Annotated in this window: 15 protein-coding genes; 4 read left to right on the top strand and 11 right to left on the bottom strand. The window is 62.0% G+C overall.

Translation table 11 applies throughout. The features are described 5' to 3' along the window. Positions 1-29: 29 nt before the first annotated feature. From QAO71_RS02560 to QAO71_RS02550, 3 genes are all read right to left on the bottom strand, one after another. Entirely contained in the window at positions 30-614 is a 585-nt protein-coding gene (locus QAO71_RS02560) for a YajG family lipoprotein (RefSeq protein ID WP_136870150.1), read from the bottom strand. Between the two features lie 75 nt (positions 615-689). Continuing rightward, positions 690-992: a PA4642 family protein gene (locus QAO71_RS02555; RefSeq protein WP_036992938.1), complete on the bottom strand. Its 303-nt coding sequence runs from the start codon at positions 990-992 to the stop codon at positions 690-692. Between the two features lie 86 nt (positions 993-1,078). Continuing rightward, a complete protein-coding gene (locus QAO71_RS02550) occupies positions 1,079-1,570 on the bottom strand; it encodes a hypothetical protein (protein ID WP_036992939.1) in 492 nt (163 codons plus the stop codon). A gap of 73 nt (positions 1,571-1,643) precedes the next feature. Here QAO71_RS02550 and dauA point away from each other — a divergent pair, with 73 nt between their 5' ends. Next, on the top strand, positions 1,644-3,377 hold the full coding sequence (gene dauA, locus QAO71_RS02545) for a C4-dicarboxylic acid transporter DauA (RefSeq protein WP_136870151.1): 1,734 nt from the start codon (positions 1,644-1,646) through the stop codon (positions 3,375-3,377). Here dauA and QAO71_RS02540 read toward each other — a convergent pair whose 3' ends face one another. Next, a complete protein-coding gene (locus QAO71_RS02540; protein WP_036992941.1) occupies positions 3,378-3,935 on the bottom strand; it encodes a hypoxanthine-guanine phosphoribosyltransferase in 558 nt (185 codons plus the stop codon). It lies immediately after the preceding gene. A gap of 203 nt (positions 3,936-4,138) precedes the next feature. Here QAO71_RS02540 and upp point away from each other — a divergent pair, with 203 nt between their 5' ends. Together upp and QAO71_RS02530 are read left to right on the top strand one after the other, a co-directional pair. Continuing rightward, complete coding sequence (upp, locus tag QAO71_RS02535; RefSeq protein WP_036992942.1) at positions 4,139-4,780, top strand: uracil phosphoribosyltransferase; 642 nt, start codon at positions 4,139-4,141, stop codon at positions 4,778-4,780. Further along, a complete protein-coding gene (locus tag QAO71_RS02530; protein ID WP_136870152.1) occupies positions 4,780-6,033 on the top strand; it encodes a uracil-xanthine permease family protein in 1,254 nt (417 codons plus the stop codon). Before upp ends, QAO71_RS02530 begins: the two co-directional genes overlap by 1 nt. Before the next feature lie 4 nt (positions 6,034-6,037). On the opposite strand, the gene QAO71_RS02525 is transcribed toward QAO71_RS02530, so the two are convergent. The 6 genes from QAO71_RS02525 to QAO71_RS02500 all read right to left on the bottom strand — a co-directional run bounded on the left by QAO71_RS02525 (position 6,038) and on the right by QAO71_RS02500 (position 12,211). Beyond that, complete coding sequence (locus QAO71_RS02525) at positions 6,038-6,442, bottom strand: type IV pilin protein (protein WP_280165150.1); 405 nt, start codon at positions 6,440-6,442, stop codon at positions 6,038-6,040. 9 nt (positions 6,443-6,451) lie between these two features. After that, positions 6,452-9,337 (bottom strand): PilC/PilY family type IV pilus protein, encoded by a 2,886-nt coding sequence (locus QAO71_RS02520; RefSeq protein ID WP_051611382.1) that lies wholly within the window; start codon positions 9,335-9,337, stop codon positions 6,452-6,454. Then, positions 9,318-9,818 (bottom strand): PilX N-terminal domain-containing pilus assembly protein, encoded by a 501-nt coding sequence (locus QAO71_RS02515; protein WP_036992946.1) that lies wholly within the window; start codon positions 9,816-9,818, stop codon positions 9,318-9,320. The genes QAO71_RS02520 and QAO71_RS02515 overlap by 20 nt, the downstream gene beginning before the upstream one ends. 12 nt (positions 9,819-9,830) lie before the next feature. Then, the gene (locus QAO71_RS02510; protein ID WP_036992948.1) at positions 9,831-10,616 is read right to left on the bottom strand and encodes a prepilin-type N-terminal cleavage/methylation domain-containing protein; all 786 of its coding nucleotides are present in this window, start codon (positions 10,614-10,616) and stop codon (positions 9,831-9,833) included. Continuing rightward, positions 10,613-11,098 (bottom strand): type IV pilus modification protein PilV, encoded by a 486-nt coding sequence (gene pilV, locus QAO71_RS02505; RefSeq protein ID WP_051611385.1) that lies wholly within the window; start codon positions 11,096-11,098, stop codon positions 10,613-10,615. Before pilV ends, QAO71_RS02510 begins: the two co-directional genes overlap by 4 nt. A 156-nt stretch (positions 11,099-11,254) precedes the next feature. Beyond that, on the bottom strand, positions 11,255-12,211 hold the full coding sequence (locus QAO71_RS02500) for a 2-hydroxyacid dehydrogenase (RefSeq protein ID WP_051611387.1): 957 nt from the start codon (positions 12,209-12,211) through the stop codon (positions 11,255-11,257). A 59-nt stretch (positions 12,212-12,270) separates the two neighbouring features. Here QAO71_RS02500 and QAO71_RS02495 point away from each other — a divergent pair, with 59 nt between their 5' ends. Next, on the top strand, positions 12,271-12,909 hold the full coding sequence (locus tag QAO71_RS02495) for a LysE family transporter (RefSeq protein WP_036992950.1): 639 nt from the start codon (positions 12,271-12,273) through the stop codon (positions 12,907-12,909). Positions 12,910-12,927: 18 nt separating this feature from the next. On the opposite strand, the gene hemH is transcribed toward QAO71_RS02495, so the two are convergent. Further along, positions 12,928-13,947, bottom strand: coding sequence for a ferrochelatase (gene hemH / locus QAO71_RS02490; protein WP_051611389.1), 1,020 nt, complete (start codon positions 13,945-13,947; stop codon positions 12,928-12,930). Between the last annotated feature and the right edge of the window lie 151 nt (positions 13,948-14,098).

Here is a 14,098-nt window from a genome sequence, read left to right as displayed (position 1 = left end):
GTCATAACGGCCCGCTGTAAACGGCGGGATTACTGCTGCAGGATGCGGATGACTTCCGGATCCTTGAAGATGCGCGACAGGGCATCGCTCATCACTTCGGTAACCAGCCGGGTATTGGTCGCCTGATTCGGCGCATAACCGAAGCGGTGCTGAGCTGACGCGCTGTAACGGCCGTTATAGCGCTGGTTCATCGAACGGACTTCAACGGCAAATGCCGCGCCGATATCCGCCTGGGTCACGTACACCCCTTCCTTCGGCGACACGTAGGACAGATCCGCCAGGCTCACCATCATGCTGTTGGCATTGGGCGTGCCTTCGGCTACCACCTGAAAACCCAGCTTACCGAGCGCCTGCTCCACCTGCTGACGCACATGCGGCATCGTCTGCTCGCTGATAGTCAGATTGCTGGAGTCCGGATACAGGCCGCCGCGCGTACCCAATACCGGTGAAGATCGGCCGTCCTTTACCGTGACCACCACCGGCTGCTGTCGGGCCACTTGGCTCAGGGGGATGGTCACGCTCGGCGTGACGTTCAATTGCTGCGGACTATGGGCACAGCCGGATAACACCACGGCCAGTCCCGCTACCGCCAGGAAACCCAGACGTTTCAACATGCTTGCACTCCTTCAGCGAGGGATGGATAGATCTGAGATGAATGAACCTGACTTGCCGATCCAATGCGCATGGCATCAGTCAATGGCGCGTGCCCCGACAGCTTCCAGTGCCGCGACGTATTCCTCGGCCTGGGCATGTTCGCGCAGGATCTGCAGCATGGTGCGACCGTCGGCATCAACGGCATTCACGTCATGGCCAGCGGCCTGGAACATCTCTAAAAAGCGCGCGAAGTCATGGGCACGCAAGCCACGATAGGCGCGCGTCAACATGTACAGGTCGACGGACTCGCCAGCATCACGGGGACGAAAGGTCATGAAGACGGCGACCTGCTCATCACTCATGGGCTCGCCAACCACCTTTTTCTTGTCTTTGCGCACGATAGTTCCTCAATCTGATCCGGAAAGCCCGAATTGTAACCATCCGGCCGCGCGGCCACCAGCACCGCAGCCTCCCCGGCCCTTTTTCATCTGACAGTGATCGGTCCGGCGTGGATATCCGCCCATACCGTTCCATTGCCATAAAAGCGGACCTGCACGAAATGCGGACCGGGGCCCTCAAGCAGACCGCGCACCGTATCCAGGTAGCTCAACGGATAATACATCGTCAGGGTCTGAGTCGCCGCCTCGTGCCGCGCCGGGGGCAGTGAGCCGGGGCCGTCGATAAAGCCGACCCGCACACTGTCCAGTTGGCTGCCACGCAACAATGAACGACCTGCGATAAACAGCCAGAGGCTGCTTTCCTGCGTGCGGCCGGTACCGGCCTGACGGGATTCGCTGGCGATGGTCAGCCGGTAGTTGTCCACTTCCAGCAACATCTGCTCTGGACGGTCCTGCCGTGCGGCATAGCGATCCGGCGGCATGAAGTCTTCATGGGGCAGAGGCGACGAAGCGGCCGCCACTACACTTGCGAGGGTGCCGAGGAGTATGCTGGTCAATACCTTGGTGCCGATTTTCATGGGACAGCTTCCCGAGCAGACAGAAAGATCTGTTGTGGCAGCCGCCCCCCGCGTTGTCAACATGGGAAAGATCATGACCAGCCGTTCGTTCAGATTGCCGCTGTTTGTCGCGCTACGCGACAGCTTCCGGCAAGGGTATTCTCTTGCTCGTTTTCGCAGCGATGTATTGGCCGGCATCACCGTCGGCATCATCGCAATCCCCCTGGCGATGGCATTGGCCATTGCGGTAGGGGTGGCGCCGCAACATGGTTTGTATACCGGTATTGTCGGCGGCCTGCTCATCGCGCTGTGCGGCGGCTCGCGTTTCAATATTTCCGGGCCGACCGCCGCCTTCGTGGTAATCCTGCTGCCGATCACCCAACAGTACGGCTTGGGTGGTTTGCTGCTGGTAACGCTGATGGCCGGGCTGATTCTGCTGATACTGGGGCTGGCACGCCTGGGCAGCTTGATTCAATTCGTGCCCTATCCGGTGGTCATGGGGTTTACCGCCGGGATCGGGGTGGTGATTGCCACCTTGCAGATCAAGGATTTCTTCGGCCTGCAGCTGGCGGCACAACCCAGCCATTATCTTGAACAGTGGCAACTGCTGATCACCGCCCTGCCCTCGCTGCAACCGGGCGACACCTTGGTCGGCGTCGCGACCCTGCTGGTGCTGATCTTCTGGCCACGGCTGACCCGGCGCATTCCCGGCCACCTGGTCGCCCTGCTCGTCGGCAGCCTGCTGGGTGCGCTGCTGCTGGCCATGGATGTGCCGGTGGCCACCCTCGGGGCGCGATTCAGCTATGAGCTCGATGGCGTTATCCATGCAGGCATTCCGCCCTTTGCGCCACAGTGGGTGCTGCCCTGGCAACTGCCCGGGGCCGATGGTCAACCGCTGGTAGTGAACTTCGCTCTGCTGCAGCAACTGCTGCCTTCGGCCCTGGCGGTGGCCATGCTGGGTGCCATCGAGTCGCTGTTGTGCGCGCTGGTTGCCGATGGCATGGCCAATACCCGGCACGATCCAAACGCGGAACTGGTAGGCCAGGGCCTGGGTAACCTGGTTGTGCCCTTTTTCGGTGGCATCACCGCCACTGCAGCGATTGCCCGCACCGCCACCAGCGTACGCAACGGCGCCTTTTCTCCCATCGCCGGGGTGGTGCATGCGCTGGTCATCCTGCTGGCGGTGGTGTTGCTGGGCAAACTCTTTGCCTGGCTACCCATGGCGTCGCTGGCAGCCATGCTGTTGATCGTCGCCTGGAACATGAGCGAGGCGCCGCGGGTGCTGCACCTGCTGCGCACCGGTCCGCGCCAGGACGTGCTGGTGCTGGTCATCTGCCTGCTGCTGACTGTACTGTTCGATATGGTGCTGGCGGTCGGTGTGGGATTGTTGCTGGCTGCGGCGCTGTTCATCAAGCGCATGGCGGATCTGAGCGAAGGCGGCGCACAACCCCGCGCCCATGATCAGGCATTAGCCGATCTGCCGGATAGTGTTGTGCTGTACCGCATTCATGGCCCGCTGTTCTTCGCCGCCGCCGACAAGGCGCTCGACGCCATCAGTCGCTTCGATCCGCAGACCCGCTATGTGGTAATCGATATGCGCAGCGTGCCAAGTATGGATATGAGTGCCCTGGTACTGTTCGAGAAGGCGGTGCAAGGACTCACCGACCGGGGCATAGCAGTCTATCTGGTGGGCGTTCGGGCACCGATCCGGCTCAAGCTAAAACGCGCCGGACTCAGCGCCAGCCGGGGTCTGCGTACCTTTGCAGCCACCCCGCAACGGGCAGCGCAAATGATCCGGCAACGATTGGCGGCGGCTGCGCCGGGCTGATCAGTGATCCTTCAGCGCGTAGATCCCTGCGGCGTTGCGCCAGTAACCCTTATAGTCGAGGCCGAAGCCGAACAGATAACGATCCTCGACATCCAGGCCGGTGAAGTCGGCACGCATGCCTTCATAGGCCTTGCGGTCATGGCGCTTGTCCAGCAATACGCAGGTCAATACCTGTTCAGCACCAGCATCGCGGCAATATTCGACGATTGCCGCCAGGGTATGGCCTTCATCAAGAATGTCATCGATGATCAGCACACTGCGCCCGACCAGGGAATGCTCGGCACGCGCCTTCCAGAACAGCTCGCCACCGGACAGCTTGTTGCGGTAACGGGTCGCGTGCAGGTAGCCGACTTCCATCGGAAAATTGAGGCGAGTCAGCAGTTGTCCGGCGATGATCAGCCCACCATTCATCACGCTATAGACGATCGGGTTGCTGTCCTGCAGGGTCTGGGTGATATCGGCGGCCATGCTATCCATAGCGGCTTCGATCTGCTGCTGGTTGTACAGACAATCTGCTTCTTTCATGACCTGCTTGACGTGGTCAAGATCGATGGGCATGCAAAACCTCCGGGGGCGGCTTGAAAAAGGGAGCGAAAATACTGCAGCGGTGCCAGCAACGCAAGCAATCTGCCGAATGACCGCAGAGAATCGGATGACCAGCATAAAACATTCGTTTACCCTTTACGCAATTTCGAAAATAGTCGCACTTGCGCCTTTTCGAACATGTTGAATGCCATTTAGCCGCCGCCTGGAACCTGTCGATGAAGATTCAAGAAATCCGCCACCCCCTCATCCGCCATAAACTCGGCCTGATGCGCCGCGCCGATATCAGCACCAAGAATTTTCGTGAACTGGCCCAGGAAGTCGCCGCGCTGCTGACCTACGAAGCGACCAAGGACATGCCTGTCGAGCCGCAGACCATCAATGGCTGGTGCGGCGAGGTCAGCGTGGAGAAGCTGGCGGGCAAGAAGATCACCGTGGTGCCTATTCTACGTGCCGGCCTCGGCATGCTCGACGGCGTGCTCAGTCTGATCCCCAGTGCCAAGGTCAGCGTGATCGGCATGGTGCGCAATGAACAGACCCTCGAAGCGGACACCTATCTGGAGAAGCTGGTCAGCGAACTGCATCAGCGCCGGGCGCTGATCATCGACCCGATGCTGGCTACCGGCAGCTCGATGATTGCCACCATTGACCTGCTCAAGCGCGCGGGCGCGCAGGAGATCCGCGCCCTGGTGCTGGTTGCCGCTCCCGAGGGCATCCTCCGGGTCAATGCCGCCCACCCGGATGTGGAGATCTTCACCGCCTCGGTGGATGAGCGCCTGAACGAACATGGTTATATCATTCCCGGTCTGGGCGACGCGGGCGACAAGATCTTCGGCACTCGGCAAAAGGACGTGCATTGATGCAGAACATGGACACGACCGGCTGGCGCAGTGTGCTGGCCGGCTCGCAGATGTTGTTCGTGGCATTCGGCGCGTTGGTGTTGATGCCATTGATCACCGGCATGAGCCCGAGCGTAGCGCTGTTCACTGCCGGTATCGGTACGCTGATTTTCCAGTTCGTCACCCAACGTCAGGTGCCAGTGTTTCTGGCCTCCAGCTTCGCCTTCATCGCACCCATCCTATATAGCAACCAGACCTGGGGGCTACCGGCGACCCTGGGTGGCCTGGCGGTAGCCGGGCTGGCCTACATCCTGCTGAGCCTGCTGGTGCACCTGCGCGGCCCGGGCTTCATTCAGCGGCTGCTGCCACCGGTCGTGGTCGGCCCGGTCATCATGGTCATCGGCCTGGGCCTGGCCGCCACCGCAGTGAACATGGCTACCGGCAAGAGCGGGGATGGCAGCATCCAATTGGTGGATCACTCCACCGCATTGATCATCTCCATGGCGTCGCTGGCCACCACCCTGGCCGTAGCCGTGTACGCCCGCGGGGTGCTGCGCCTGGTTCCGATCATGGCCGGCGTTGCCGTGGGCTACGGCCTGTCCTGGTTTCTGGGTGTCGTGGACTTTACCGCTGTCGACAATGCCGAGTGGGTCGCAACACCTGGCTTCGTCTTCCCCGAATTCTATCTGCCGGCCATCCTGTTCATGCTCCCCGTCGCTATCGCCCCGGCCATCGAGCATATCGGTGACGTCCTGGCGATCGGCTCGGTGACCGGCAAGGACTATATTCGCAAGCCGGGCCTGCAACGCACCCTGCTGGGAGATGGCTTGGCCACCTCCACCGCCGCCTTCCTCGGTGGCCCGCCCAATACCACTTACTCGGAAGTGACCGGCGCGGTCATGCTGACGCGCAATTTCAATCCCGCAGTGATGACCTGGGCCGCGGTGTTCGCCATCGGCCTGGCATTCGTCGAGAAGTTCGGCGCCGTACTGCTGACCATGCCGGTACCGGTGATGGGAGGCATTCTCTGCCTGCTGTTCGGCTCCATTGCCGTGGTCGGTATGAATACCCTGATCCGCAATCAGGTGGACCTGAGTCAGGCGCGCAATCTGTGCATCGTCTCGGTGACACTGGTATTCGGCATCGGCGGTATGGCCATCGGTTACCAGGACTTTACCCTACAGGGCATCAGCCTCTGTGGAGTGGTGGCCATCTTGCTGAATCTGCTGTTGCCGGCGGAAAAACCGGCCCCCGTCACGCCCACTGCCGAGTGAGCGCTCAGCGCCGCCAGCATTTGCTAGCCGCTGGCGTGCGCTGTCCCACCTGATTGAGGGTATAGGTAGCGCAGGGGTCCCCCGCCATGATGCCACCGGATACCGCTGTCGCAGTCAGAATGAAGCTTTCCGGTGTGAGGGTCGGCACTATGGTGTATACGGCCGTACCACTGGCTGGGCTCTGGCCGATCAACCCGTTGACCGTACCGGTGTCATAGCCGCCGTTGCGGGTGTAGTGACGCTCCAGCAACTGGGCATTTTCCAACAATACCGCCGAGACCTCGGCCCGCCGGGTCTGGCGAACATGCTCCTGATATGACGGCAGGGCAATCGCCGCCAAGATGCCGATGATCACTACCACGATCATTACTTCAATCAGCGTGAACCCCTGTTGTGTTTCGGACTGCATTTCCCGCTCCTATTGCAGTTGTCGCCACATGATGCGATTGAACTGGCAGTGGGGCCGACCGGCCACCACGGCAACGTCACTCGATCCCTGCACCAGATAAACCTCGCCGCTGCAGCCTGTCTGCATGCCATCTTCATCTTGGTCCAGAACATTCAGATCTCCTGGCAGGCCGATGTTCAGCTCCAACCCCGCCGCCGGCAGGTCGTTGTCATCGATCCGTCCATCACCATCGGTGTCCAGCACCTCGCGGGTCGGCATACCGCCGGTACCCAGATCTACCGCCATCAACCAGCCGCCGGCCTGGGTCATGCAGGGATCCAGGGTACCACTCTTGATAAACCCGGTAGTGAACAGCACGCGCCCATTCTTGATGACGAAATCGCGGGTAACCCGTTCGCCTTCAGCCTGGCCGTTGTGCAGCAGCGGCAGATACCAGCCGTAGCGCGAGTTCCAGTCCACCGCATGGCGGCTGACCGTGCGCACGGCCTGGCCACTGGTGGGGTCGGTGGACATGCTGTCGATCTGCTGTTGCTGCAACAGCGCTGGTGTCAGACCGCCGCTCGGTACGGTCGGTATATCGAGCACCGCATAGAATGCCTGGGCCGTGGTGTCGATCAGGTCGGCGGCCTGCATAAAGGCACCAGTGCCGAACAGAACCAGATCTGCACCACCAATCATGCCGGGATGAAGCTGGGGCTGTACCGTAATCGGTTGGCCTGCCGCTGCAGTGAATAAAGGCGTGCCGTTATGAGCTACCGTCCAGTTGGCCGGGGCCGGATCAGTCAGATCGAACTTCCACAGCTGCCCATGCAGGTCGCCGGCAAAGACCGCACGGACCTCGCCAGCCGCATCGAATTGCAGCGCCGGGGCGGATAGCCCGTTGCCGTTCGTCGAGCCTGCGCGCGCGGTCACATCCAGTTGGCTGAGCAGGTCACCGGTGAGCATATCGAAAATCAGCAACGCCCCGCCCCCCGCCGCGCTGCCGTAACCGTTACCGGTAATGAGCACGCTGCGACCGTGCAATTGAGCCATGACCGGCCGCCCATAGATATGCCCGATGGCCGCTATCTGGCTGGCGTCGGCTTCCCAGAGTGCGCCACGTGCGCTGCTGCCCTGGGCAGCGTCGAACAAGCGGACGACGAACAGCCCCTTGCCACCGGCGCCCAGACCACTGGCGGCGAGCGTGCTCCAGTGCGCGCCGAGCTTGGCATCAGCTACCACCACCCGCCCATCCACTCCGGAGCGGTGATGATTGCCGGCACCATAATCACTGCGAGCGCGGGTACCCAGGGTGTGATGCAAGGCCGCAGGCAGGTAGGAGTACAGATGCGCACCGTTGGTATCGAACAGGCGCAGGAAGCCGTCATTGGCCCCGAACACCAGGGCCTCGGGCATGCGGTTGCGCCGGTCCTGCAGGTAGTTACGATAAGCGGCACTTTGATCGCGTCCAGCATGATGACCCGCACCCACCAGCACCGGTGCCGAGTTGATGATATCGCCCAGCAATCGGCTGCGCTGGCGCAGGTCGGCATCTGCACTCCCCCGCGCCCAATTGAGCAAACGCTGCGCGGCATTGTTGCCGGTCAGGCCGGCCAGCAACGCCTCGGCGTCCAGCACTGCCTGCTGTGAAACAGGCAGCATGGCCCAGGTATTGGCACCCAAGGTCACCGGGCCCGCCGGTGAGTTGCCCTGCGCACTGCGCCAGGTCTGGAATGCACCGGCCTGCGTACCGGGAGTAAAGGTCTGGTCGGTGGACCACAACAAGGTATCCGGCTCACCCGTACCATTCATGCTGTAGGCATGCAGGCTGCCGCTCCAATCCTGGGGGTCGAACCGGGTCTGATAATAGCGGCTGACCCCGGCACTGAGCTGCTGACTGTCGGTAACCGCGCCACCACCCGAGCCCGCCGAGGCGATGATTTCCTGCAGTGCGCTGCTGAGCGCTTCCTTGAGTTGCTGGCGATTGGTGGCCGTGAAGTAGCGGCCGTTTCCCGCGGTGGCGGTTTGCCTGAGCCGGGGATCGTCCAGGGCAAACCCCACGGTATAGGTCTGCAGGCTCTGCCGGGGAAACTGGGCATCATTCCAGCTTTGCCCGGCCTGGTCGGTGCCCGTGGTTCGCATGTCGATCTCGTAGGCAAAGCGGGCGATATCATCCAGGTAGAAGGTGCCGCCCTCACTGCTTTCGGAGCCAGTAATATCAGCACCGTCTCCATCCCAGTCTGGCAGGTTGAACGCACCGCTCAGCGTGGGATTATTGCCGTCTGGCTCCTGCGCCAGGGTGGTAGGGAACTCGGCATCATAAGTGGGCAGGCCGTCAGTCACTACCAGACCAAAGTTCTTCTGGCAGCGGTACTGAATGGGGCTTCGGAACTGCTCGCGCTGGGACTCGGGTTGGCTCTGCGGATAAAAGGCGCGCATGCCCCGCAGGTAGCGGGTCATTTCGTAGTAGGTTTCTGCGAGCGGCGTCCAGGTCAGATCGTTGCGAGTATTCGGGGCCAACGCGTCCAGCGCCTGATTGAGCTGATTGAAGCGAGCATCACCCAAGCCTGCTGCGATATTCCCCGCTTCCACGCGCAACAGACCACCTGGAGCCCGGTCGTTGCCAGTCGCCTGACGAAAGGTGAACAGTCCGAAACGCAGTTCCCGGTTGGCAGCGATGACGTCCTTGGTTACCTCCCGGGCGATATCCAAGCGGGTCTCGCCACCGATTGAGTTCAGCACCATGCTGGAGGAGTTGTCGAACAACACCAGCACGTTGGGCGCCACCGCCGAGGCGGATAACACCGGCCCGCTCAGCGGGCTGAAGGCCTGCGCTGGCAAGGCTGTTAGCAACCCCAGCGCCAGCCCTATAGCCACACCGCGCAGGCGCCGGGCTTCAAATCCGTGTGAAGGCATAGATACTCTCCAGTACTGTCCGTGTGGCGCCCTTGTGGCTGACTACCGAAATGCGGTACAGCGTGCTAGGCGCAGCCGCGGTCACATTGGCGGGAATGGCGCTGTCGCCGAGGCGCACGATGCGATACCAGGCGGTCATACCGTTGCCCGCCACCGAGGACGGTATCGCGACCCAATCCGCGCCCGGTGCTGTCCGATGATCGGGATCAAGCGCCGGTGCAGGCAGCTCGCAGGCGGCCTGACTGCAGATGGCCAGGGGCAGCAGCAAGGTATTGCTGCGAACCTGCTGTTCGACATGGCGCATACCGCTTTCCGCCGCCTGGAAGCTGTCGTTCTTGAGCTTGACGTTGTGGGCCATGCGTTCCTGACCAGTGGAGGTTCTGATGCCTGCCAAGGCGGTCAGCGTGGTCAGCAACAGAAGCACCATGCTGATGACCAAGGCAGAGCCGGCCTGAGCCGCATGTGAATTACCGGATGTCATGCTTGCCTCCGTTCAGTCCAGTCGGTTGCGCAGCGCGGTCACCAGCGTGTATTGCTGGAGCCGAACCTGACCAGCGCTGGTATTGGCCGGGTTGTCGCTGAAGTTGAGGGCAATGCGGATACTGCGGATACGCTCGCTGTCCGCCGCAGCTACCGTGGTTACATAGTTGCCGTCCACCGTCCGGTCCGCCGCCGTGGCCGCCAGCCCGAATTGCAGATCGAACCCGGCGACCTCGTCGATCAGCACTTCGAAGTTGCCGCTGTCGTTGAGTCGGGTCTGCAGCCGGTGCTGATCCAGGCGGTACTCGATCTGGCGGATGGGAATGAGCAAGTCGCCTGGTTCGACCGCCAGGCTGGTATTACCCGATGCGATACGCAGCTCATCCAGGCAGTTGGTTGCCAGCAGCCACTGGGCGCCGTAATCGGTAGCCTGGCGGGTGCCGCTGGCCGTTATCCGGTCGTGTACCGGCACGGCGCTGATCACCTTGAGCACGCTACTGGAAAAACTGACGGGCGCGGCGAACTCCACCGGCAACTGGCTGCGGGTGGCCGCCGGTAGGCGGGACATATCCAGGCAGCCGAACATGCCAGCCTGGCGCAGGTCGCGGCTGATCCGACTGAGTACAAAGCGAGCGTTTTCCTGCAGCGCGGCGGTGTGCTGCTGGAGCACGAAGCTCTGCTTGCCAGCGATGAATATGTGCGACACCCCGAGAATCAGAATCAGCCCGAGCGTCATCGCGATCATCAACTCGACCAGGCCAAACCCGCTGGCTGGGCGGCCTGACAGGCGGCGACTCACAGATCACCCCGAATCATCGAGGAAATGACGAATTCCGTGTTGCCGGCGGCGGCGACGATCCGCTCTTCCGACCAGCCGATGGTGACGGTGGCGAGGTTGCCATTGACGGCGACGCTACCGTAGCCGCCTGGCAGCAGACAACTCACCGCGTGGGCGAAGTCCTGTCGATCAGTTGCCAGGATCGATGCGCCGGGGCTGCTGTCCGCACAAGCCGAATTGATGTTGATGGTATAGCTGGAAAGGTTATCGGCATTCGCCCGCATGCGATCGAGCATGTCGTAGGCGAGAAAGCTGGCTTGGGTGTTGTAGGCGGCACTAGCGTTGTAGCGTAGCGCATTGATCTGCAGGGAGACGGCACCTAACACGCCGATGGCCAGCACCAACACCGCTACCAGCACTTCCAGCAGGCTGACGCCGCGCTGGGCGGTGGCCGCACTCCACAGACGGGCTACCCGACGCGGCGTCGGTCGTTCCTTGTCCATGACAGGTCCTCATCAGAAGCAGACTATGGCTCAGGGAAAGCCTGCTCCTGATCGAGGCTGGAAAATTATCGATGCCCGCCGCTTCGCGCACCACCCAAAGGAGTGGACCTGATCAATCTGTGAAACCCGTCATGGCGAATCTGTGGACCGGTTCACTCAGACAATGCGGCGCTGTTCCCGCTGGACCTCATCCACCAGGCTGCCCACCAACTGACCGACAATCCGCTGGCGCGCTTCCCGGCTGCCCCAGGCACTGTGCGGCGTCACCACCAGGTTGGGTACGGAGTCGTCGAGCAGCGGGTTGCCATTGACCGGCGGTTCGGTGGTCAGCACATCGAATCCAGCCCCACCCAGATGGCCGCTGCGCAGACTGTCGACCAGCGCCTGCTCGTCCACCAGCCCACCGCGCCCGGCGTTGATCAGCAGACTGCCTGGCTTCATCAGTGCCAGTTGCTCGGCACCGATCAGGTGCCGGGTCTGCTCGGTGAGCGGGCAATGCAGACTGAGCACATCGACTTGGGGCAGCAGCTCGGCCAGGGGCGGACGGTCGGGGTGTTCGCGGCCCGGCAACGAGCCGACCAGGATGTTCATCCCGAAGGCACTGGCCAGTCGACCGACTTCCTGTCCCAGCTCCCCATAACCGAGAATGCCCAGGGTGCGGCCAGACAACTCACCGATGGGGTAATCCAGCAGGCAGAACTGATTGCTGCGCTGCCAGGCACCGTCACGCACGGCCTGACGGTAGGATTCAAAGCGGGTAATGAGTACCAACATGAGCATCAGCGCATGCTGCGCCACCGACGGGGTGCCATAGGCCTGGCAGTTGCAGACCGTGATACCCCGTTTGCGGGCCGCTTCCAGATCGACATTATTGGTTCCGGTGGCGGATACCAGGATAAGTTGCAACTGCGGACAGGCCTGCATGGCCTGCTCGTCGATCATCACCTTGTTGGTGATCACTACCTGATGGTCGGCGATACGTTCAGCCACCTGCTCCGCCATGGTGGCGGGGTACAGCGTCAAGGTCGCTGCGGCGTCGTGCAGCGCCTGCATATCCAGATCACCCTGATCCAATGACGCCTGATCCAAAAATACCACTGACAGTTTATTCATCTCGGAACCCGTTTCGACTGAGGCTGGTTTAGAATGGCGGTTTTGACCGGAGCAGTCCATTGTATCTGAACGAGTTTCTGGTGGTGGCAATGATCCACCTGCTGGCGGTAATCAGTCCGGGGCCGGATTTTGCCGTGGTCATCCGCAACAGTGTGAGCGCGGGACGCAAGACCGGGTTGATCACCGCGGCGGGGATCGGCGCAGGCATTTTCCTGCATGTCGCTTATTCACTACTGGGCATTGGCATCATCGTGTCGCAGTCGGTATGGCTGTTCAATGCGCTGAAGCTGCTTGCCGGGGCCTATTTGCTGTATATCGGCATCAAGGCGCTGCGCGCCCGCCCGCAAGCCAGCAGCACGGGTGAGGTGGCGTTGGCAACAGTAGCGATGCCGGCGCGCAAGGCCTTCGTCAATGGTTTCATCACCAATGGCCTGAATCCCAAGGCGACGCTGTTCTTTCTGTCGGTATTCACGCTGGTCATCAGCCCCCAGACGCCACTACTGGTCCAGGCGGGCTACGGAATTTATCTGGCGGCGGCCACGGGGTTGTGGTTCTGCCTGGTAGCGCTGCTGTTCAGCCAACCGCGCGTGCGCAGCAGCTTTGCGCGTATGGGCCACTGGTTCGATCGGTTGATGGGCGCGGTGCTGGTGGCGCTGGGGCTGCATCTGGCCCTGTCGGAGTGGCTCAAGCGCGCCTGAGCCACCCCACCGGTACGATCAGGCGCTGACCGGCTCGGTGCGCGCCCAGTGAGCCAGCGTGTCCATCCATTGCGGGTGATCGTTAAGGCATGGCACCAGCACCAGCTCTTCCCCGCCCGCCTCGATGAATTGCTCGCGGCCACGGTCACCGATCTCCTCCAGCGTCTCGATGCAATCGGCGGTAAAGGCCGGGCACATCACCAGCAGCCGCTTCACGCCCCGGGCCGCCAGTTCGTCCAGCGTTTCCTCGGTGTAGGGCTCGATCCACTTGTCACGCCCCAGCCGGGACTGGAACGCCATGCTCCACTGGTCAGGCTGCAAGCCCATCTGCTCGGCAAAGGCATGGCTGACCGCCCGGCACTGGGCGCGGTAGCAGGTGGCATGCGCCGGCGACGGGCGAGCGCAGCAATCGGCGCTGGACAGGCAATGGTTGCCGGTGGGATCGGCCTTGCGCAGGTGGCGTTCCGGCAGACCGTGGTAGCTGAACAGCAAGTGATCGAAGCCCTGCTGCAAATGGGGCTGGGCACTGGCGACCAGGCTGTCCAGGTAATCCTGCCGGCCATGAAAAGCCGGCAGTACCGTCAGCCGCACCTTGAGGTCGTGCTTGCGGATGACCCGCTGTGCTTCGCGGATGGAGGTGGTGATGGTGCTGTCGGCGAACTGCGGATACTGGTGCATCAACAGGATCTCGCCCACGCCCTGCCCGGCCAGCGCCAGGATGCCCTGCTCCACCGATGGCTCACCGTAACGCATGGCCAACTCTACCGGCATATCCAACCGGGCGCGCAACTGATCGCGCACCCGGCGGCTGATGACGATCAGCGGCGAGCCTTCTTCCCACCAGATCGACGCATAAGCCGCCGCGGACTCACGCGGACGTCGCAGCAGGATCAGGCTGACCAGCAGCCGACGCGCCGGCCAGGGTAGATCCACCACACAAGGGTCCATCAGAAACTGATTGAGATAACGACGCACATCCGCCACCTCGGTGCTGGCGGGTGAACCCAGATTCAGTAACAGGATCCCTCGGTCGGACATCAGGCTTTCCCCTTGTGACATCAATATCTGCAGGTGGGTGGAAAACCCGGATTGTACCCTGCCGGCGCGGGTTTTACCCTGTCGCCATGGCTATGGACATCATTGCCTGAACATATCGCCCGCGCCCCTTGCAGCCGAACGTCGATTCCGG

The sequence above is a fragment of the Halopseudomonas sp. SMJS2 genome, from assembly GCF_029866945.1.
In the GTDB taxonomy this organism is placed as follows: domain Bacteria; phylum Pseudomonadota; class Gammaproteobacteria; order Pseudomonadales; family Pseudomonadaceae; genus Halopseudomonas; species Halopseudomonas bauzanensis.
The sequence above is the reverse complement of the archived record's forward strand: the minus strand, read 5'-3'. Positions and strand labels throughout refer to the sequence as shown.